Source organism: Sorangium sp. So ce406, from assembly GCF_051474675.1.
In the GTDB taxonomy this organism is placed as follows: Bacteria; Myxococcota_A; Polyangia; order Polyangiales; family Polyangiaceae; genus Sorangium; species Sorangium cellulosum_G.
Genome location: NZ_CP150340.1, coordinates 5,753,431 through 5,775,544, shown reverse-complemented (window position 1 = coordinate 5,775,544; position 22,114 = coordinate 5,753,431). Strand labels below are relative to the sequence as shown.

At 71.0% G+C, this 22,114-nt stretch carries 11 protein-coding genes; 6 read left to right on the top strand and 5 right to left on the bottom strand.

Translation table 11 applies throughout. The features are described from left to right. Nucleotides 1–40: 40 nt before the first annotated feature. Both WME96_RS21270 and WME96_RS21265 read right to left on the bottom strand, forming a co-directional pair. The gene (locus WME96_RS21270) at nt 41–985 is read right to left on the bottom strand and encodes a bifunctional methylenetetrahydrofolate dehydrogenase/methenyltetrahydrofolate cyclohydrolase (protein ID WP_437291918.1); all 945 of its coding nucleotides are present in this window, start codon (nt 983–985) and stop codon (nt 41–43) included. Nucleotides 986–1,201: 216 nt separating this feature from the next. Next, complete coding sequence (locus WME96_RS21265; protein ID WP_437291917.1) at nt 1,202–2,011, bottom strand: hypothetical protein; 810 nt, start codon at nt 2,009–2,011, stop codon at nt 1,202–1,204. 685 nt (nt 2,012–2,696) lie between these two features. Here WME96_RS21265 and WME96_RS21260 point away from each other — a divergent pair. After that, entirely contained in the window at nt 2,697–7,592 is a 4,896-nt protein-coding gene (locus tag WME96_RS21260; RefSeq protein WP_437291916.1) for an MG2 domain-containing protein, read from the top strand. Between the two features lie 61 nt (nt 7,593–7,653). Here WME96_RS21260 and WME96_RS21255 read toward each other — a convergent pair whose 3' ends face one another. Continuing rightward, nucleotides 7,654–9,177: an endo alpha-1,4 polygalactosaminidase gene (locus tag WME96_RS21255; protein WP_437291915.1), complete on the bottom strand. Its 1,524-nt coding sequence runs from the start codon at nt 9,175–9,177 to the stop codon at nt 7,654–7,656. Nucleotides 9,178–9,422: 245 nt separating this feature from the next. On the opposite strand from WME96_RS21255, the gene WME96_RS21250 reads away from it, so the two are divergent. The 3 genes from WME96_RS21250 to WME96_RS21240 all read left to right on the top strand — a co-directional run bounded on the left by WME96_RS21250 (nt 9,423) and on the right by WME96_RS21240 (nt 14,797). Further along, complete coding sequence (locus WME96_RS21250; protein WP_437291914.1) at nt 9,423–10,883, top strand: sigma 54-interacting transcriptional regulator; 1,461 nt, start codon at nt 9,423–9,425, stop codon at nt 10,881–10,883. Between the two features lie 822 nt (nt 10,884–11,705). Then, complete coding sequence (locus WME96_RS21245; protein WP_437291913.1) at nt 11,706–13,364, top strand: DUF1592 domain-containing protein; 1,659 nt, start codon at nt 11,706–11,708, stop codon at nt 13,362–13,364. Then, a complete protein-coding gene (locus tag WME96_RS21240) occupies nt 13,361–14,797 on the top strand; it encodes a DUF1552 domain-containing protein (RefSeq protein WP_437291912.1) in 1,437 nt (478 codons plus the stop codon). Before WME96_RS21245 ends, WME96_RS21240 begins: the two co-directional genes overlap by 4 nt. A gap of 104 nt (nt 14,798–14,901) precedes the next feature. Here the strand turns inward: WME96_RS21240 and WME96_RS21235 are convergent, their stop codons facing one another. Then, nucleotides 14,902–15,960 carry a LacI family DNA-binding transcriptional regulator gene (locus WME96_RS21235; RefSeq protein WP_437291911.1) on the bottom strand — a complete coding sequence of 353 codons (1,059 nt, stop codon included), beginning with the start codon at nt 15,958–15,960 and terminating at the stop codon, nt 14,902–14,904. Nucleotides 15,961–16,539: 579 nt separating this feature from the next. Next, entirely contained in the window at nt 16,540–18,246 is a 1,707-nt protein-coding gene (locus tag WME96_RS21230) for a right-handed parallel beta-helix repeat-containing protein (protein ID WP_437291910.1), read from the bottom strand. Nucleotides 18,247–18,910: 664 nt separating this feature from the next. Between WME96_RS21230 and WME96_RS21225 the strand changes: the two genes are divergently transcribed. After that, complete coding sequence (locus WME96_RS21225) at nt 18,911–20,563, top strand: ribulokinase (RefSeq protein WP_437291909.1); 1,653 nt, start codon at nt 18,911–18,913, stop codon at nt 20,561–20,563. Nucleotides 20,564–20,574: 11 nt separating this feature from the next. Beyond that, a complete protein-coding gene (gene araA, locus WME96_RS21220) occupies nt 20,575–22,080 on the top strand; it encodes an L-arabinose isomerase (RefSeq protein WP_437291908.1) in 1,506 nt (501 codons plus the stop codon). Nucleotides 22,081–22,114: the final 34 nt, after the last annotated feature.

Here is a 22,114-nt window from a genome sequence, read left to right as displayed (position 1 = left end):
GCCGCCCACCGGGCGGCGTCGCGCCGCGGGCGCTCCGGGCTCACCCGCCCTGGTGAGCGTTCTTGTAGAGCCGCAGGCTATTGCGGATCGCCATCGTCACGGTCATGGGGCCGACGCGGGGCACGAACACCCTGGCCTTGCCCTGGACATCGTCGCTGAAGTTCTTGAAGGTGGAGAAGTTGATGCACAGGCAGCCCTCGCGGATCTCCGCGGCCTGCACGTGGGGGAAGCTCCGCGAGGGGACGCCGGTCACGACGATATCCGCCTGCCGCAGCGCGCTCGCCCGGTCCACCGTCGTCTCGTGCACCTCGTGCGTGTCGCCGGACGAGCTCGGAACGAAGAGGAGGGGACCGTCGATGTCGAACGAGGTCACGTGGGCCCCGTCGTGCGCCATCATGCTCGCGAGCGGCCTCCCGACCACCTCGCTGCGGTTGAAGATGCACACGCTCCGGCCCTCGAGCGGCCGCTCGCCCTCGCCGAAGAAGCCGGCCGCCTCGACCAGCTTGAGGATGGCCAGCGGCGTGCAGGGCAGGATTGCCTTCCTCGTCCTCGCCTCGTCCAGGAAGCGCTGGTTGCCGTACAGGCAACGTGCCCAGAACGTGTGGAGCCCCTCGATGTCCTTGGACGGATCGACGGAATCCCGCAGATACACGTCCTGCTCCGTGCCGAAGATCGGGTAATACACCATGATCCCGTGCACGCTCGCGTCCTCGTTCGCCGAGCGGATGGCGGCCTCGGCGCTGAGCCGCGTGGCGTGGCGGATCTCGAAGCGGACTCCCACGTCCTCGCACGCCTTGCGCGTGTACTCCGCGTACGTGTACGACGGCCCGTGATCCGCCGCGAGCACGCCGACCAGGAACAGCGGCTCGGGCAGGGCGGCGAGCTCTTCCCGGATCTCGCGACGGAACGTCTCCGCCACCACGCTCGGATCGATGACGCTGGCCGTGCGAGTGTCCTGGCTCGGCGGCTTGTGTTGCGGGTCCATTTTGGGGCGGAGACGAGCACGCGCCAGCATCGCTGTCAAGTTTCCGGCGGTCCGGTTCAGCCGTCACCCGACCGGCGCTCTCACCATGATCCAGTCCTCATTCACGACCTCGTTCAAACCACCGATCCCGGATATCGACTCACGGCGCCGCGGAGGAGCGCAGTCCGGGAGGAGCGTCGGGGCGGCGCGATCGCCGTTCGCGAGCGCACCGCGCGATCACCGGGAGGGGTGGCGCCGCTCCGCGCCGGCCGCCGCGCCCGCGTCGACGGGCTCTGCGACGCGGTTGTCGATGGCCTCGCCGGCGGGGCCGCTGGTGCCGGGCACGTTGAGGACCATGCCGCCCTTGCCGCGCAGCTCGTCGACGAAGTCCTCGCCGAACACCTCCTCGGGCGTGTCGCCGTCGAGCCCGCCCATGCCCGAGAGCCCCTCGAGGTCCGCGAGGTTCCCGTCCCGGCGCCTCGGCGCTGGATGCACCTGGAGGACCTCGTCCCGCGTCACCGTCAGCGCCACCACGTCCTCGCGCATCACGCTGATCCACGAGGCGGGGAAGTCGGCCTCGGCGCCCGCGGGGCCGCGCACGTGGAGCCGCGAGATGTCGTTGCCGGGGTCGTTCGCGCCGACCCCCACGAGCTGCACCTCGGCCTCGTCGGCGGTCATCACCCGCGTCTCGGGGCCGAGCTCGACCGTATCGTCCGTGACCCCCAGCGCCTCTTCCAGCTCCTGCCTGCGCTCGGGCGGCTGCGGGACGAGCGAGGTGTCGACGCGCCCCGCCGGCTGCGCCGTCGTCCGTCCCTCGTAGTACCGAGGTAGCGCCATGAGCTCGTCTCGACCCGGGCGCAGCTGGAGGCGCCCCCCGGCCGTGCCCTGCACGAGGTCCATCGGTACCAGCAGCTCTTCGCTCGCCAGCGGTGAGCGGAGAACCACATGGGTCACGATGCCTCGCTCCCGGTCGACCAACACGCGGTCGAGGACGCCGGCCTCGAGACCGCCGCCAGCGACCACGGGCATATCGAAGTCGATCTGCATGATTCCTCCTCGGACGACGAGCCTCGTGCTCGATCGAGAGCCTGAGACGGGCCGGCGCCGATGTCCAGTGGAGCACCGGCGACTCGAGGCTCGAGCGCAGAGCCCGCCAGCAGCGCACGAAGACACGCGCTTTGCCTGCCGCCGGTCACAGACGGTCTCGCAGACGAAGGCGAAGGGCGGCGCCGGGCGGCCCCATCCTGGAGGCTCCAGGGCAGGCCGGCGCTCGCGTGACCGCGTGACCGCGTGACCGCGTGACCGCGTGACCGCGTGACCGCGTGACCGCGTGACCGCGTGACCGCGACGTCGAGAGTCGTCGCGTGCTCACGGCGTGTCCCGCGGTGCGCCGGGAGCTTCGCTGGGAGCGACGATGACGTGATGTCATGGACATTGTCCATGACGACAGGAGATCTCGAGTTACGGTGAGGACGGGGCCAGTCGTGCTCTCTCGTCGGCCGACGGGGCCCGGCGCGCCGGAAGCGGGGCCGGATGAGCCGGATCCCGGGCACACCGTGGCACACCCGCGTACCCGAGCTGCGTCTATTCCCGCGAAATTGCTGCTTTCTGGTCCTGGTACGCCGGATGCAACCTACGGGCCGGCCGCTGGATGTGTGCCAGCGCCTTCGGGAGGACTGGACTTATGCGCGTACGCTTCAATGCAACCCGCCGACGGTGGAGTTCCCTTCACGTGCTCGCCGCGCTCGCGCTGGCGGGCGTGGTGTCGTCGGGGGCTTGCTCCTCGGACGAGGCGCCGCCGACGACGGGCGTTGGCCGTCCTGACAGGCCGCAGAACGGCTTGATCGAGGTCGATGAGGCGAAGCTCCGGGGCGTGATCGAGGGGGGCGACCTCCGCCTCCAGATCCCGGTGCGCAACCTGACCGCCGGGGCGATCCGGGGCCACCTGCGCGTCACGCTCGTCGACCTCGACGCGGACAGGGAACAAGGCACGACCGAGGTCGACGTCGAGGTCGCGAGCGCGGCCGCCGCGACCGCGGAGGCGCGCCTGAAGGCGCCCTCGGTGAGCGCGCAGCCGGGGCTCGCGCGGTACCTCGTCCGCATCGACGACGGATCGGACGCGGGGCTGCTCGTGACCCGGAGCCTTCTGCGCGTGATCCCGCCCTACGACGTGCAGCTCGAGGGGCCGGCGCGCGTCGTGCGCGGGCGCCCCGCGAGCTACCGCGTGCGCGCGACGGACGCCATCACCCACGCGGCGGTGCCCGACGTCGAGGTCGAGCTCTCCGTGGGCGAGGGGGACGCGGCGCGGCAGCTCCGCGGGACGACCGACGCGCTGGGCGCGGCGGTGTTCGAGGTGGAGCCCGGCGCGATCGGCGAGCACCCCGTCTCGGCGCGGGCGGACGGCTTCGGGGTGAGCGCGCTCATCGACGAGCGCGTCACCGTCGAGGGCCCCGGCCCGAAGCTGCTCCTCACCACCGACAAGCCTCTTTACAAACCCGGTCAGACCATCCACCTCCGCGGGCTCGCGCTCGAGCGGGGGAACAACGAGCCGCTCGCCCGCACGTCGGTCACCTTCGAGGTGGAGGACGGCAAGGGCAACAAGATCTTCAAGAAAGCCGTCGTGACCGACGCGTTCGGCGCCGCCGCCACCACGTTCCGGATCGGCTCCATCGTGAACGTCGGCGACTTCAAGGTCCGCGTCGTGAGCGGCGAGATCACGACCGAGAAGACCGTCACCGTGGGGCAATACGCGCTCCCGAAGTTCGAGGTCGCCGTCAAGACCGACAAGCCCTGGTACAGCGCGGGCGACACGCTGACAGGCACCATCGACGCGCGCTACTTCTTCGGCAAGACCGTCGCCGGCGGCGCCGTGACCATCGAGGCGGCGTCGCTGGACGTCGGTCAAACGACGTTCCAGCGCATCCTGGGCGAGCTCGACGCCGAGGGGCATTACGGGTTCACCCTGACGCTGCCGCACAGCCTCGCGGGCCTGCCGCTCGAGCAGGGCGACGCGGCGGTGACGCTCACGGTCACCGTGGCCGACACGGCGGGTCAGGAGGTCACGAAGGCGATCCCGGTGAAGGTCGCCGCGGACGTGGCCTCTCTCGTGCTCGTGCCCGAGGGGCGCGAGCTCGTCCCCGGGGTTCCGAACACCCTGCTGCTCTTCGTCACCGACCCGCTCGGGGAGCCTCTACCCGACACCGACGCGACCATCGAGGTGCCGGGCGGGAGGCGGCTCAACGCGCGCACCGACGCGTTCGGCCAGGCCTCGGCGACCTACACTCCGTCGCTCGGCTCGACGGGCGTCGCCTTCACGGCCCGGGCCAAGGTGGGGGGCCGGACGGTGGAGCAGTCGTTCTCTTTCACGGCGCAGTCGGGCCGCGAGCACCTGATCGTGCGCACCGATCGCGCCGTGTACGAGGCGGGCGAGACGATCGAGGTCGTCGTCGAGTCGAGCGAGGAGACAGGCAGCGTCTACGTCGACTGGCTCAACGACGGTCAGGCCGTCGACATGCGGTCGCTCGAGCTCGAGGGCGGGCGCGCCCGCTTCAGCATGCCGGTGGACGCCGGGCTGCTCGGCAGCAACCGCGTCGAGGCGTACCTGGTCGACGACGACGGCAACCTGGTCCGCTCGGGCCGCACGGTCTTCGCGCGCGGCGACTCGGCGCTCAGCATCGAGGTCGACGCCGACAAACCGCTGTACGCGCCGGGCGAGACGGCGACGCTGCGGTTCTCGGTCAAGGACGACGCGGGCAACCCGAAGGTCGCCGCGGTCGGCATCCAGGTGGTCGATCAGGCCGTGTTCGCGCTGGTCGACGCCCAGCCCGGGCTGCTCCGCACCTACTTCGAGCTGGAGGACGAGTTCGCGAAGCCGAGCTACCAGATCCGCGGCCCGTCGGCGAACCTCCAGAACCTCCTGTTCAGCGCGACCGCGAGCGACGATCCCGAGCAGGCCGAGGCCGCGCAGCGCACCACGCAGGCCTCGCTCGCCGCGCTCGCCGGCACGTCGGTCACCGGCCTCCAGGCGCGCACCTGGCCCGCCGTGCTGGCGAAGGTGCAGCAGGAGCTCGCGCCGTTCCACGCGCGCCAGAGGGGCGCGCTCCAGCCCGCGCTCGCGGAGGCCACGGCGAACGCCGTGGCCGACCTGGAGGCGCTCGGCTGCAAGTCGAGCGAGTTCTTCTGCGCGGCGGAGCAGAGCCCGTACGCCGATCTGCTCGGGAGGCGGGTCACCGAGCGCTTCGAGGCCTACGACGTGTGGGGCAACGCCTACCGGATCGCCACCGGCTCGGGCGGGCTCTCGCTGCAGTCTTCGGGGCCCGACGAGGTGGCGCAGAGCCAGGATGACGCCTCGGTCGCGTTCACGTTCGACGAGCTCGGGGTCACCGTGCAATCGCAGGACTGGTGGGCAGAAGAAGGGGGCCCCGCCGCCGGCGATGGCAACTGGGGCGGCGCCGCGTCCGGCGCGGGCGGCGGCACGGGAGGCCCCCCCAGCGACCCCAGCGACGGGAGCGGCGAGGGCGGCCCGCGCGTCCGGCGCGAGTTCCCTGAGACCCTGTACGTCAACCCGAGCGTGATCACGAGCGCCGACGGCACGGCGACGCTGAGCATCCCGCTCGCGGACAGCATCACCGAGTGGCGGCTCTCGGCGCTCGCGAACTCGGCCGACGGCAAGCTCGGCGGCGTGCAGAGCGGCTTCAAGGTGTTCCAGGACTTCTTCGTCGACGTGAACTTCCCTGCCACGCTGACGCGCGGCGATGAGGTGGAGTTCCCGATCGCCGTGTACAACTACCTCGACGCGCCGCAGACGGTCGATCTCACGCTCGATCCCGGGAGCTGGTACACGGCGCTCGGCGCGACGTCGACGCAGGTGTCGCTCGCGCCCGGCGAGGTGCGCGGCGTCCGGTTCCCGGTGCGCGTGGACACGGTGGGCGTCAACTCGCTCACGGTCACCGCGCGGGGCACGGACGGCGCCGACGCCGTGGCGCGCACGGTGCGCGTGGTCCCGGACGGCAAGCCGGTCGCCGAGAACCGGTCGGGCATGCTCGAGACGGGCAGCGTCACCCACGCGCTGTCGTTCCCCGAGGGCGCGGTCGCCGGCTCGAATCAGCTCTACGTCGAGGTCTACCCCGCGTTCCTGTCGCAGGTCGTGAGCGGCATGGACAGCATGCTCCAGGTCCCGTCGGGCTGCTTCGAGCAGACCACCTCGACGACCTGGCCCAACGTGCTCGTCACGCAGTACATGAAGCAGACGGGCCAGATCACGCCGGAGATCCAGATGAAGGCCGAGTCGCTGATCTCGGCGGGCTACCAGCGCCTGCTCACCTTCGAGCACGCCGGCGGCGGCTTCTCGTGGTTCGGCGAGCAGGACGGGCACCCGTACCTGTCGGTCACGGCGTTCGGCGTGATGGAGTTCGCCGACATGATCAAGGTACACGCCGTGGACGAGGCGATGCTCGCCCGCACGGTCGCCTGGCTCGCTGGGCAGCAGAAGGCGGACGGCACGTGGGAGGGCGATCAGACGGAGTTCTTCAGCTTCCACACGGGCACGCTCCGCAACAGCGCCTTCGTGCTCTGGGCGCTGGCGAGCGCGGGGTACACGGGGCCGCAGGTCGCGGCGGGGCTCGCTTACCTGGGCAGGGCGGTGCAGCCGGCCACCGACGACCTGTACACGCTGGCGATCGTGGCCAACGCGCTCGCGGTGGCCGACCCCTCCGGCGCGCTGACGGACCGGGTGCTCGACGCCCTGGACGACCGCAAGACGCTGGATGGGGATGTGATCTTCTGGGATGACGGCGGCACGCAGACGTCGTTTTACGAATACGGCGACGACGCGAAGGTCACGACCACCGCGCTCGCGGCGCACGCGCTGCTCTCGGCGGACGCTCACCGGTCGAGCGCCGACGGCGGCGTGAAGTTCCTGACGCAGTCGAAGGACTCGATGGGCAACTTCGGCTCCACCCAGGCGACGATCTGGAGCCTGCGCACCCTGCTCCTCGCGGCGAGCAAGGGGACCGAGGGCGCGACCGGCTCGCTGACCATCGCGGTCGACGGCGAGCCGGCGGGCACGGTCTCGCTGCGCGAGGACCAGGCCGACGTCATGACCACGGTCGACCTCACGCGCCTCGCGACCGCCGGCGCGCACGAGGTCACGCTCGCCTTCGAGGGGGACGGGAAGCTCAGCTACAACGTGGTGGGCCGCCACAACCTGCCGTGGAGCGCGGTGCCGAGCGACGGGGGCGGGCCGCTCGCGGTCAGCGTGAGCTACGACAAGACGTCGCTCTACGTGAACGACATCGTGACCGCGTCGGTGAGCGTGAAGAACGCGACGGACGCGGCGCAGAACATGGTCCTCGTGACCGTCGGGCTCCCGCCCGGCTTCCAGGTCCTGACCGAGGATCTCCAGGCGTACATCGACGCGGGCCAGCTCTCGAAGTTCGAGATCACGGGCAAGCAGCTCATCCTGTACGTGAAGGAGATCGCCGCGAGCGGCGTGGCCGGCTTCAATTACCGGCTGCAGGCGACCATGCCGGTGAAGGCGGAGGACGGCGGCGCCGAGGCGCACCCGTACTACCAGCCGGAGCAGCAGAGCTTCGCCGGCGCGCAGACCCTGGAGGTCGTGGGCGAGTGAGCGGCTGATCCGGCGCGCGCTGGCCGCGGGGGCGCGGCCAGCGCGGCAGCGCCGTGCCTGATCACGGGCAGGCGATGCGCCAGGCGTCGAGGTCGAGCCGCTTGATCACCGTCGACAGCCCGAGCGGCTTCGTCGCCGCGCAGACGGCGTTCGCCTGCGACGCGTCGGCGTACTCCGCGTGGAAGACAGCCTTTCCGGCGCGGATGAACGGCGTGAGCATGTCGCACTCGTCGTACGCGTAGCACTCCTCGTTGAGCGCCCAGTCGAAGCTGCCCACGAGATCCCTCACCTGATCGAGGTCGTTCTTCAGCCCGATGGACAGCCCGCGCGCGTGCGCCTCGGCGGCCAGGAAGCGGTTGTAGTCGAGCTGCGTCGCCGCGGTCAGCGGGAAGCCGGGGTTGTTCTGGTAGCCGTCGACGTTGTCGGGCTCCACGCCGTCGCAGCGCTTCCGCGCTGCCAGGTCGAGCCGCGCCTTCATGAGGTCGCGCACGGCGGCGCTGCGGGTGTCGAGCCACCGCTCGCCCGGCCAGCCGTCGAGCGCGTTGCCGAGCGCCGCGGCGGGGAACTTCGACGCGTCGCTGCGCCAGTCCTCGTAGCTCCCGCCGCTGAAGTAACAGACCACCTTCTTCCCGGCCGCGCGGAGCGCGTCGATCGTCGCCTGCGGGGTGTCGAAGAGGTCGATATCGTACATCGCGACATCCAGGCTGGTGTCGATGGTGCCCGTGAGCTGCCATTGCCAGGTCGTCCCCGGCGCGGGGACCCAGACGCCGCCACCGGTGCTGCCGCCGCCGCCGGTGCCCCCAGTGCCGCCACCGCTACCGCCAGCGCCGCCGGTGCCGCCGGTGCCGCCGGTGCCGCCACCGCTACCGCCAGCGCCGCCGGTGCCGCCGGTGCCGCCGGTGCCACCGCTACCGCCGGTGCCGCCGCCGCTACCGCCAGTGCCGCCGGTGCCTGTGCTGCCGCTCCTCGTGCCCGTGAGGACGAGCTGGTCGAGCATCGAGCTGTCGGCGGAGCTGGTCGTGGCATACCGGATCTTCAGGCCCCCGCCCGACACGAAGCGCTGATAGGGCGCGGGCAGGTTCAGGCTCGCGCTCGTCCAGGACCAGTCGCCCGCGAACGTGTTGTCGCCGACCGGGACCCAGGCGCCGGCGGCCGCGTCCCACGCCTCGAACGTCCAGCGCATGTCCGCCTTCACCGGGCCGCGGTAGTTCACGCCGAGCGCGAGGGACGCGAGCTGCGCCGCCGACGTGCCGGCGGGGAGCGCGTACTCGCACGTGGCGCTCGTGCGGGGCGCGAACTCGACGTACTTGCTCCACACGTCCTGCTCGCCGGTGAGATCCGCCGTCGCGAGCGCGGCGGCCGTCTGCCCTGCGCCGATCTTGCCCCGGCTCACCGTCAACCTGGAGCACGTCATCGTGAATCCGCCCGTCACCGCGTCGCCGCTCGCCGCCGAGGTGACCTCCGCGTCGGCGCCCGGATCCGAGCTGCACCCGGCGGCCGCGATCGTCGCGGTCAGGCACACGAGGGCATGGCGCATGGCGCTGCGGATCGCGAGGACGGACGCCGGTCGGATGGAATAAGTCATGGTCTCTGCTCCTGTGGTGCTCGTCGTTGGTGAAGCTCGGCGCACGTCGGCGCGACGCGCAGCAAGGCGCGCGATCTCCGCGATGGCTCCCGGCGACGGCGGCTCCCGCCTCTCGTCTCCGTGCGCGCTGGAGACGCATTGCAAGGCGGGGACCAGCGCGCGCACGGCGCGCTTCCCGCGGCGTTGCGCGGCGCCGTTGCTGATCGTTGCGCAAACGTCGTACAGTTGCGCAACCTTCGAACGGCATGGCGGAGCGAGATCCTCGTCGACAGGCAGCCCCTCCCGGGGCGGAGCCGCCGCCCGTCGGGGCCGAGCTCGCGACCGAGCTCGAGGCCGCGGAGGGCGCGCCCGGCGATCGGGCGCCGCAGGGCCAGGCGTCGCTGATCGTGCGCGCCGGCGACGGGGCGGCGCGGGTGATCGACATGGCCGACGGCGACGTCGTCGCGATCGGCCGCGCGCCGGAGTCCACGGTCTGCCTCGACGACGCCCGCGTCTCGCGCAACCACGCCCGCATCGCGCGGCGGGGCCACGCCCTCGCGCTCGCCGACCTCGGGAGCCGCAACGGCACTTCCGTGAACGGCGCCGTCGTGCGCGGGGCCGAGCGGGCCCTCGCCGGCGGCGACGTGATCCGCGTCGGCCCGGCCGAGATCGTCGTCGCGATCGCCGCGCCCGCGCCCGTCGAGGCGCCGCCGTCGAGCTCAGCGCCGGCGGCCCTGGAGGGCCCGTCGTCCGGTCTCGGCGCCGGCTTCGTCGTCGCGGACGAGGCGATGGTGAAGGTCTTCCAGGTGGTGCAGCGCCTCGCGCGCGCCCAGACGACGGTGCTCGTCCTCGGCGAGACGGGGGCGGGGAAGGAGGTCGTCTCCGAGCAGATCCACCGCGCGAGCCCGCGCGCCGCGGGCCCGTTCGTGCGGCTGAGCTGCGCGGCGCTGCCCGAGACGCTGCTCGAGAGCGAGCTGTTCGGCCACGAGAAGGCCGCGTTCACCGGGGCGGACCGCCGCAAGATCGGCTATTTCGAGGCCGCGCAGGGCGGCACCCTGCTGCTCGACGAGGTCGGCGAGCTGCCGCTCGCGATGCAGGCCAAGCTCCTGCGGGTGCTCGAGAGCCGGCGCATGGCGCGGATCGGCGGCACGCAGGAGATCGAGCTCGACGTGCGCGTCGTGTGCGCCACGCACCGCGACCTGCAGGCCGAGGTGGCGGCCGGGCGGTTCCGGCAGGATCTCTACTACCGCATCAGCACGTTCGTCCTGCGCGTCCCTCCGCTCCGCGAGCGGCGCGCCGAGATCGCGCTGCTCGCGCACCGCTTCGCGCACCAGGTCGCCGGTCGGATGGGCGAGCCGGCGCCGCGGTTCGCGCCGGCCGCGATGCGGGTGCTGGAGGCGCACGCGTGGCCCGGCAACCTGCGCGAGCTGCGCAACGCGGTCGAGCACGCCGTGGTGCTGGCCGAGGCCGGCGTCATCGAGGTCGAGCACCTGCCCGCGTCCGTGGTCGAGGGCGACGCGGCGCCGCTCAGCGCGGGCGCGCCGGGCAGCGCGGGCGCGCCGGCCGAGGGCGGGCCGATGCCGGCGCGCCTCGCCGAGCTGGAGAAGAAGAGCATCGAGGAGGCGCTCGCCGCCGAGGGGAACAACCAGACGCGCGCGGCGAAGCGGCTCGGCATCTCGCGGCGCGCGCTGCTCTACAAGCTGGACAAGTACAACATCCGGCGGTGAGCGCGGGCGCGGCGCCCCCACAGGCTCGAGCCGGTTCGCCTGCACCTCCTCTATCGCGAGGTCGGAGGGACCATCGGGCTCCATCGCTTCGACGGCGTCTGTGGTTTCATCCCGGTAGGATGGATGTATTGCGACTGGAACGAGGGAGAGCTCACAGAGGGGCCTTCCTCCTGCGCGTGCTCGTGTCCCGAGGGCGCCGGGCAGCGCGAGCGGCCGGGGAAGTGAAGGGGACTGGACTGCCCTGCGCGCGCGGACGTGCGCTATCGTCCCCGCCCTGACTTGCCCACTGTAGGGGGCCGCCCCCTGCGCCCCCTGCCCATTATTGTGAACGTTCACATTTGCGGCCGCACCACGCGGGCTCCTTTGTAACGCGCCGTTCCTGCGTCCATGCGCCTCGATCCGGGCGGATGACGGGCCGATTCGCATTGACACACCACATGTGATCGTTCACATTTGACTGCAGGGGGCTTCCTGCAGGCGGAGCAGCCACCGGCGCGCATCGGCCCCGGTGAGGCCGCGCTTCGTGCGGCTCACGCGAGCATCCCCGATGGCCCGGTGGCGAACGCCTGCGCCCCCGAGCTCGCGCGATGGTCGATCTGGCAACAAGGCGGGATCTCCGGGAGGCATCGTATGAATCGACCGACGTTACTGACCGGCGCTCAGGGCGATGTTCAGACCGCCCCGGAGCGCGCTCTCGGCAGAGGTCGCATGTGCCGTGAAGACCGATATTGCGCAGCCGATATCATGAATTTTTCCACTCACCATTGCAGCCGGAGCGTCGCGAGCAATCGAATGAAAGTGGAAACATCCACTCACAGCAAGGTGGCCTCTCGACTGCGCGGACTCGCCGCCTGCGCTTCGCTCCTCGTCGCAGGGTGCATCGGCGACATCGGCGCGGGCGCGACCCCCTCGGGCGGCGGCACGGCCGCCTCGGGCGGCGGTTCGAACCCGCCGGGGAGCGGCGAGAGCGGCCTGTGCAGTCCGCGGCTGGAACGGCGGATCGTGCTGCTCGCCGACCTGCAGTTCACGAACGCCATCCGGGATCTCCTGGGAGACGAGGCCATCGAGCCGGACCAGGCGCCGGACGCGCGCACGAAGCCGTTCGTCAAGAAGGGGCTCGTGGTCGGGACGTCCCTTGTGCATGCGCGGCTCGCGCGGGCCGCCTATGCCGCCGAGAGCCTCGCGGGGCGCTTCGAGCAGGTGACCGGCTGCGCCGCCGGCGGCGACGACGCCTGCGCCAAGGAGTTCCTGACGCGGTTCGCGCAGCGGGCGTTCCGCCGGCCGATGGAGGCCACGGAGCTCGACAACCTGTGGGCGGTGTACAGCCTCGGGCGAGAGACGAGCCTCGCGCGCGGCGTCTCGCTCGCTGTCGAGGCCGTCCTCGCGTCGCCCTCGTTCTCGTACCGCACCGAGCTCGGCGGCGCCGCGAACGGCGACGTGGTCAAGCTCACGGCGCACGAGACAGCCAGCGAGCTCGCGTTCTTCCTCACCGACAGCCTGCCGGACGCGGAGCTCGCCGCCGCCGCCGACTCCGGCGCCCTGAACGACCCGGAGGAGCTGAAGCGCCAGACCGAACGCCTGCTCGAGAAGCCCGAGACGCGCAGCAGCCTGAGCACCACGCTGATCGCCGCGTGGGGGCTCAGCAACCTGTTCGGCACGATCAAGGACCCAGGGCTGTTCCCCGAGTACACCCCCGCGCTCCAGGCGAGCATGTTCCACGAGACCGAGCTGCTCCTGGACGAGCTCCTGTGGAGCCGCGGCGCGGACGTCTCGACCCTGCTCACCACGCGGGAGACGTTCGTGAACGGCCCGCTCGCCGAGGTCTACGGCGTCGAGCACACGGGCGCCGCCCCGGAGGAGTTCGCGAAGGTCACGCTGCCGGCCGACGAGCGCGCCGGGATCCTCACGCAGCCCGGCCTGCTCGCGGCGCTGTCCCGGACCGACAACACGAGCGTGGTCGCGCGCGGGCTCTTCGTGCGCGGCGCGCTGCTCTGCATGGGGAAGATCCCCTCGCCCCCGGAGGCGCTCGCGGGCGCGATCGAGGAGCTGCTCAAGGCCGACATGACCGAGCGCGAGCGCGCCGAAGCGCGGGCCGGGAACGCCACCTGCGCGGCCTGCCACAAACAGTTCGACGCGTTCGGCCTGCTGCTCGAGCGCTACGATCCCGTCGGTCGGTACCGGGATACCCTCGACGGGGAGCCCATCGACGCGCGCGTCGATCTGACCAACATGGGCGACATCGATGGCGTCTACACGAGCGCCGTCGAGTTCGCCGACACCGTCGCGCAGACCGACGAGTTCGCCGCCTGCGTCGCGCGGCACCTCGTGACGTACGGCACGGACGACGAGGCGCTCTCGACCCGCGACTGTCAGGTCGAGCGCGTGATCGCGGCGCTGCCGGAGGGCCAGCGGACCCTACCCAACATCGTGAACGCCATCGTGACCTCGCCGGCGCTGACCGAGCGCGCCAAGGAGAAATGACAGTGCGCTACAACCTGTCGTATGCATGGTCTCGCCGACGCTTCCTGCAAGGCATCGGCGCCGCCGCGGGCCTCGTCACGGTGCTCAGGAGCCTCGAGTCGGCCGCGGAGGGCGGGACGGCGCCGAAGCGCCTCCTGATCATCCAGCGCCCGGTAGGCACCGTGTACCAGAACTTCTGGCCGCAAGGCAGCGGGACCGACTTCACGCTCTCCCGCATCCTCGACCCGTTCGCGGCGATGAAGGATCGCATGGTCGTGATGCGCGACCTGAAGCTGCCCTTCGAGGGCTCCGTCGGCGGCGGCCACGAGCGCGGAACGGTGCTGATGACCACCGGGCAGCGGACCAAGAAGCTGTATCCGGGCAACGGCGGCGACGATCCGGTGGCCGAGGGGCCGAGCATCGACCAGCTCCTCGTGCGGCAGTCGACCGAGCTTCAGGGCACGGCCATCGCGTCGCTCCAGGTCTCCTGCGACAAGCGCGCCGACACGCCCGAGGTGTCGACGCGCCACATGTCCTATTCGGGCGCGAGCGCGCCGATGACGCCGTACTACCAGCCGCTGGACGCGTACCGGCGGGTGTTCGGCGCGCTGATGCCGGGCGGCCCCACGAGCGACAACCTGGACGCCCTGGCCCGGGCGCGCCTCGAGAAGAAGAGCGTGCTCGACTTCGCGATGAAGGACCTCAAGCGCCTCGAGAGCCTCGCGCCGAGCTCGCAGCGAGAGACGCTCGACGCGCACGCCGCCGCCATCCGCGAGGTGGAGAAGGAGTTCGACGCGGACCCGAGGGACCCCGCGTCCTGCGGCGTCGCGGAGGAGCCCGAGACGATCGACGTGAGCGGCCACATCGACCCTTACAACAGCTCGCACGTCGTCAACGAGCGCGACGACGTGAAGCACGCGCGCATCGGCGCCCTGCACTTCGCGGTGGTCAAGGCGGCTCTCCGCTGCGACCTGACCCGCGTGGTCACGTTCCAGTGGGCCCCGGGCACCAACCACGTGAGCTTCGGCGAGCTGTGGCCGCCCGACTCCTCCATCTACAAGGTGCACCACACGACGAGCCACGACCCCGATACGCGCGACACGCTCGAGTTCCTCACGCGGGTGGAAGAGTTCTACGCCCGCCTCGTCGCCGGCTTTCTGCAGCAGCTCGCGGAGACCGAGGACGTGGGCGGCGGCAAGCTGCTCGACAGCACGCTCGTGCCGTACATCACGGAGGTCGGCACCCGGACCCACAACTGGGACAACATGCCGTGGGTGCTGTTCGGCGGCGCGAACACCAAGCTGCGCGGCGGGCAGGTGTGGAACAACCGCGGCGGAGGCCTCCGCTCCACCAACGACGTGTGGATGGCGTGCGCGGCTGCCCTCGGCGCCCCGGACCTCGTGATGGGGGACAACGACCAGCGGACGAAGGCCGTCGAGGGGCTGTTCGGGTGAGCGCGCGGCGTCACGCCTAGAGCGTGACGCGCCTCGCGCGCGCGACCTGCCTCGCGGGGGTCGAGGCGTGTAGGCGAGCTCCTGCGATCGCCGGCCTCGCGGGCTTACCCGCGCCTGGGCACCGTGGTGCTCTTGCGCAGGATCAGCTCGGCCTCGACCACGACGCGCGTCCACGAGCGCTGGCCGCTCTCGATCTGACCGAGCAGCAGGTGGAGGCACCGGCGCCCGAGCTCGGAGAAGTCCTGGCGGACGGTCGTGAGCGGCGGCGTGAAGTAGGCGGCCTCCGGGATGTCGTCGAAGCCGACGATGCTGATGTCCCGCGGCACCTCGCGCCCGATCTCGTGGAGGTAGCGGAGCACGCCGAGCGCCATCTGATCGTTGGCCACGAACACGGCGGTCACGCCCGGCGTGCTCGCGAGCCTCGGGGCGAGCTCGTAGCCGGATCGCGCGCTCCAGTCGCCGCGCAGGGGAGGGGGCACCTCTGCGCCGGCGGCCTGCAGCGTCGAGCGCCAGCCGTCGAGGCGCTGGTCGGCCTCTAGCCAGTCGGTCGGGCCGGCGATGTGCCACACCGTCTGGTGGCCCTGATCGAGCAGGTGCCGGGTCGCGGCCACCGCGCCGCCGAGCTGGTCGACGGCGACCACGGGGACGAGGTCGTCCGGCCCGCCCTCGACGGCGACCACCGGGACGTCGGAGGTGAGGTGGCGGAGCGCGTCCACCGCCGACCGCTGCGGGGCGATGACGACGATGCCGTCGGCCCCCTGATCGCACAGCCGCTGCACCGCCTCCACCACCGGGGCGCGGCTGAGCGATCGCAGGCTGGCGATGCTGACGCCGTAGCCGGCGTCGTGCGCCGCCTCCTCGAGCCCGAGCAGGGTCGACGCCGGCCCGTAGAGCGTCGTGTTGAAGCTGACCACGCCCAGCTTCCTCGACCGCCCGGTGACGAGCGCCTGCGCCACCGAGCTCGGCCTGTAGTCGAGCTGGCGGATCGCGTCGAGCACGCGCTCCCTCGTGTCCCGGCGCACGTGCGGGCTGTCGTGCAGGACCCGCGAGACTGTCTGGTACGAGACCCCGGCGAGCTTGGCCACGTCGACCATCACCGCGGCCCGGCGCCCGCCTCTCTTGACGCGTCGCTCCGTGGGCGCCTTGACTTCCTTGTCATCCATCGGGGCGGGAGAATAGTCGCGGCCGGACAGATTGGAATTGACATCAAGGATGTGAACGTTCACATTTGTGCCCGAGCTCATCCTTACCCCTGCCTTACCCAGCGCACGGGCCGTCACGCGCACCGGAACCTTCGTCATCGGGGTCGATCGCGGCACCGACGCCGTTCGCGCGCGTCGTCGTGGACGCGAGCCACGGCGGGCTCGCGATCGATCCCGCCGCCGCGCCGGTCCTGACCGCTGCGCTCCGGGGGAGGACCGCTGGCCTGCGCAGGAGGGTGCGGCAGTCCAGGCGTGGGCGGCGCGGCCGAGGGCGGCTCTGCCGGCACAGGCGCCGGGGGTGCTTCGTTCCCGGCGACGCTGGAGGGGGCGGCTCCGCTGACGTCCTCGATTGCGGGCCGAACGGCGTGGCCATCGAGAGCGCGGGCCCACCTGAAAACCGCGTCAACCACGTCATCCTGGGCGACGGCCACGACGCCACGGCCCCTGCCGAGGAGCTCCAGGGAACGACGTGCCAGTAGCCGTGCTGCTGAGGGGCGTGCCGCCCTGGTAGCTCCCGGTGGCGGCTTCGCTCACGACAGGTCAGCCAAACCTCGGCTGCCGGCCGCCCTTGCGCCGCGCCGTCCTCGGGTCGCGGGAGCGCGCGGCGAGCGCGGCGGCAAGCGCGACAAGCGCGAACCCGCCGATACCGGCGGTGGCGTCGTCGGATGAGACGGCGAAGGCGCAACCCGCCGCGGAGCTGCCGCCTTTCGAGGTCCCTGCGGCTCCGGCGCGGCCTCCCGATTCGCCGTCGGTGCCGACCGTGGCGCCGCCGGTTTCCGGGGAGCCGTCGCCATCCAGAGCGCCACCTTCGCCGGCGCCACCCGCTGCGCCCACGCCAGGGTCGGTGTCGCCCGTGCCACCGGACCCGTCGTCACCGCCTCCATGGGCTGCCGTGCCGCCCATGCCGCCGCCCGCGGTGCCGGAGCCACCGGCGGCGCCGCCACCCGCCCCCGCGGTCGGCCCGTCGCCGAACTCGTGAGCTCCGAGGTCCGGCGCCAATCCGACGAACGGAAGCCCCACGTCCGTGCCTTTGTCGATCAGATCGCTCCCGGTCTTGAGCTTCATGAACACGCACGCGGAGGGGATGCTGCCGTCGGCCTCGCGGGGTCCGGTGCAACCGGCGTCGGACGTGCTCTCGAAGGACGAGCTCGCCTCCGTGATGTTCAGGTCCCAGGTGTTGAACGCTGTGTCGACGCCCCCCATGTTCGAGTTCTTGTCGGGGAAGCCGATGTTGTTCCGCATCCTGTGCGCGAGCGCTCCGGTCAAGATGATCGTCTGGCTGCTATCGTCGGGCGGGCTCGCCAGCATGTTGTACTGGGTTCTGTTGTTGTACGCGGTGTTGTTGAGCCAGGTATTGCCGCCCGACGAATGGTTCGCGTAGAAGCCCGCGGCCTTGTTCTTCCAGGCCACGTTGTTCTGCACGATGTGCCGGACGCCCGTCTTGCTGCTGCCGACCTTGAACCCGTTGCCGTTGCCCTCGCTGCCCCGACCGTTCGACATGGCGAAGCTGCCCTCGGTGATGACAGGCACCTCCTGCGAGATGTAGTCGTAGCCGTCGTCCGAGTTGTTCCACGCCCGGCATCCCCGGATGATCGTGCTGGGACCCGTCGTCTGGTAGTGTACCCCGAAGCCGTCTCCGTTCTGGCCGTCGCCCTGGCTGCCGTTCTGGTCGTAGTTGTCGTGCGCGTCGCAGTTGAGGACCAGGTTGCCGCCGTTGCCTTTGTCGATGAACAGGCCGGGCCCGAACCCATGGTGGAGGTGGAGCAGCTCGAAGATGTTGTTGCTGGAGCCCTTGGTGCGGAGCAGCGAGTACGAGTGGTCGCCGCTTCTGCCCACCTTGGCGTTGCCGATCTCGAGCCCACGAAGGTGCATCCAGCTTCCGGTCACCAGGACCACCGGCACGTCAACGGCCGGGTTGCTGGTGACATACCTCGACGCGTCGAGCACCGGCTTCTCACCCGGGTAGGCCCAGATCTTCGTGCGGTTCGTATCCGAGGTGCCGCTCCTCGAAAGGACGAGCTGGCCCGTGATGTAATAGGTGCCGCCGCGCACCCAGATGGTGTCACCGGCGGCGGCGGCGCTGTTCGCCTTGGAGAGGGTGGCGAACGGCTGGAGCATGGTCCCGCGATTGGAATCGCTGCCGTCCGGCGCCACGTAGTGCTCCGCCGCGCGCGCGTATCCGGTCGCGAGCAGCACGAAGAGGGTCGCAGTCGTCGAGGTCGCCGCCAAGGACTGTTTTCGATTCATGCTCATCGGTGTAGCCTCGCGAGAAAAATGAAGTCGCTGACGAGAAGCGTCCGACCTCATGGCCAGTCTGAACGCGGGTCGGGATCGGAGCCGCAGGCAAGCAGGACCGTGATCGCAGGGACGGCGATCATGAGATTCTTGTTCTTACGCCGGTCCGGGGAGGGCCACTGGACGCGCTGGTGGACGTGGAGCCCTCCTTCCTACCCGCGACGAAGTCGAGAACGCGTCGTCTCTCTCCCCGTGTACCGGAGCGCTCTCCATCAATCACGGGTCGCTCGACTCTTCATCGAGGGATCGAAGCGTTCGCCTCGGATGGTAAGTTTACATCGAGAAAGGGCGCCACGGCTTCCAACCGGTCGTGGGCTCCTGGGCTCGCCTGTGCGGGCGGCTCGGCGAGCGCCGCCTGCTCTCCGGCGCCGCTGTCGGCGCCTCGAACACGCCGACCGCTCCGGCGCGCCCGGCCGCCCCCGTCTGCCCGCCTCCGCTGCCGCTTCCGCCTACCTGCCCAGGCGCGGTCACGCTCTTGACGACGTGCTGGCCCTCGCTCCCCGCCCCGCCGATCTGGCCACGGGCATACGGATTGGAATTGACATCTGCGATGTGAACGTTCACATTGAACTTCCGAACCCATCCTTTCCTGCTTCACCCCAGCCAGCGGGTCGTCATGCGTACCGGAACCTTCGTCATCGGGATTGACTTCGGCACCGACTCCGTTCGCGCGGTCGTCGCGGACGCGCGCAACGGCGAGCTCGCGGGGGCCGCGGTCGTGCCGTACCCGCGCTGGGCGCAAGGCCTCCACTGTGACCCGCACGCGCACCGGTTCCGCCAGCATCCGCTCGACTACCTGGAGGCCATGGAGCAGTCGGTCCGCGCTGCCCTGGGCCAGGCGGGCAGCGACGCCGCCGCGCGCGTGTGCGGGATCGCGGTCGATACCACCGGATCCACGCCGGTCCTGGCCGACGCGAAGGGCAGGCCTCTCTCGCTCTGCCCCGGCTTCGAGGAGGACCCGGACGCGATGTTCATCCTCTGGAAGGACCACACCGCGGTGGCCGAGGCGGAGCGGATCAACGACCTCGCCCGGACGTGGGGCGGCGTGGATTACACGAAGTTCGAGGGCGGCGTGTACTCCTCCGAGTGGTTCTGGGCCAAGGTGCTCCACGTCATCGAGACCAATCCGGCGGTGGCGCGCGCGGCGGTCACCGTCCTGGAGCACTGCGACTGGATCCCCGCGGTCCTGACCGGCACCGACGACCTCAAGCGGATCAAGCGGAGCCGCTGCGCCGCCGGCCACAAGGCGATGTGGCACCCGGAGTTCGACGGTTATCCTTCGAACGAGTTCCTGGCGAGGCTGAACCCGCGCCTGACGGAGCTCAGGGCCACGCTCGGGTCGCAGACCTGGACCGCGGACGCGCCCTTCGGGACGATCTCGCCCGACTGGGCCGCGAGGCTCGGCGTCCCGGGCGACACCGTCGTCGCCGTCGGCGCCTTCGACGCGCACATGGGCGCGGTCGGCGGCGACATCCAGCCGCACCACCTGCTCAAGGTCATGGGGACCAGCACGTGCGATATGCTCGTCGTCCCGAAGACAGGCGCGCCGGAGGTCCTCGTCGCCGGGATCTGCGGTCAGGTCGACGGCTCCATCCTCCCGAACGCGATCGGCTACGAAGCGGGGCAGTCCGCCTTCGGCGATGTCTTTGCCTGGTTCAAGCAGCTCCTGAGCTGGCCGCTGCGCGCGCTCCAGCCGGCCCTCCCGGCCGGCGATCCGCTCATCGACCGGATCATCCCCGAGCTGGAGAGGGCGGCCGCGGAGATCCCGCCGGCGGCGAGCTCGGTGGTGGCGCTCGACTGGCTGAACGGGCGGAGGACCCCGGACGCGGACCAGCGGCTCCAGGGCGCCATCGTCCGCCTCGACCTCGCCACGGACGCTCCGCGGATCTACCGCGCGCTCGTCGAGGCGATCGCCTTCGGATCGCGCGCCATCGTCGAGCGCTTCCGGTCTCACGGGATCCGCATCGACGGCATCATCGGAATCGGGGGCGTCGCGCGCAAGAGCCCCTTCACCATGCAGGTCCTGGCGGACGTGCTCGACATGACCGTCGAGGTCCGCGCCGGCGAGCAGCCGGTCGCCCTGGGCGCGGCGATGTTCGCCGCGACGGCCGCCGGCCTGCACGCGACGATCGAGGACGCGCAGCGCGCGATGTCGTCCGGGACCGAGGCTGTGTATCGTCCCGATCCGGCGCGCGCCAGGCTCTATGACGCGCTATACCGGGACTACGTCGCGCTCGGGTCGTTTGTGGAGAGAGAGCTGACAAAATGAGCGGAGTCGTCATGCAAGATCTTCGAGAGGGCTTCGAGGTATGGTTCCTGACAGGCAGTCAGGATCTTTACGGCGAGGAGGCCCTGAGGCAGGTCGCCGAGCACTCGCGGGAGATCGCCGCGTACCTCGACACGTCGGGCAAGCTCCCGGTGAAGGTCGTCTGGAAGCCGACGCTCAAGAGCCCCGAGGCGATCCTCGCCGTCTGTCGCGAGGCCAACGCGACGCCGCGATGCGCCGGTGTGATCACGTGGATGCACACCTTCTCGCCCGCCAAGATGTGGATCGCGGGGCTCCTGCGCCTGGAGAAGCCGATCGCGCACCTGCACACGCAGTACAGCCGCGAGCTGCCCTGGGACAGCATCGATATGGACTTCATGAACCTGAACCAGTCGGCCCACGGGGACCGCGAGTTCGGGTACATCGGCGCTCGCCTGCGCATCGACCGGAAGGTCGTCGTCGGCCACTGGATGGACGACGACGTCCTCGGGAAGCTCGACGTCTGGGCGCGCGCCGCCTGCGCCATCGTCGACGCGCGGCGGCTCAAGATCGCCCGCTTCGGCGGCATGAACATGCGAGAGGTGGCCGTCACCGGCGGTGACCGCGTCGAGGCGCAGGTCAAGCTCGGGTGGTCGGTGAACGGCTACGCGCTGGGCGATCTCGTGGCTCGGATCGCCGAAATCGGCGAGGCCGAGGTCGATCGCCTGGTGGCGGAGTACGACGAAGCGTACGCGGTCGCTCCCGCCCTGAGGAAGGGCGGAGAGCGCCGCGGCGAGCTGCGGTACGCGGCCAGGCAGGAGGCGGCGATACGCTCCTTCCTCGTGGAGGGCGGGTTCGGCGGGTTCACCACGACCTTCGAGGACCTGCACGGGCTCAAGCAGCTCCCCGGCCTCGCGGTGCAGCGGCTCATGGCCGAAGGCTACGGCTTCGGGGCCGAGGGGGACTGGAAGTCCTGCGGCCTGGTCCGCGCCCTGAAGGTCATGTCGGCCGGCCTGCGCGGGGGCGTGTCCTTCATGGAGGACTACACGTATCATCTCGTCCAGGGAAAGGAGCGCGTCCTCGGCGCCCACATGCTCGAGATCTGCCCGTCGATCGCCGCCGCGAAGCCGTCCCTGGAGATCCACCCGCTCTCGATCGGCGGCAAGGGGGATCCGTGTCGGCTCGTCTTCGACGCCGGGACCGGGCCCGCCGTGAACGTCGCCATGATCGACATGCGCGGCCGCATGCGGATCGTCGCCAACGAGCTCGACGCGGTTGCGCCCGACCGGGCGATGCCGAAGCTGCCCGTGGCGCGCGCGGTGTGGATCCCCAGGCCCAGCTTCAGGCTCGCGTGCGAGGCGTGGATCCTGGCCGGAGGCGCCCATCACTGCGCGCACAGCCGGGCCCTCACGATGGAGCACGTGGAGGACTTCGCCACCATCGCCGGCGTGGAGCTGATCCGCATCGGCGAAGGGACCGAGATCCGCGCGCTCAAGAACGAGCTCCGCTGGAACGACCTCGCCTACCGGCTGGCGGATTGAGGGGCAAGACGTGAGCGCGACCTACCGAGAGCTG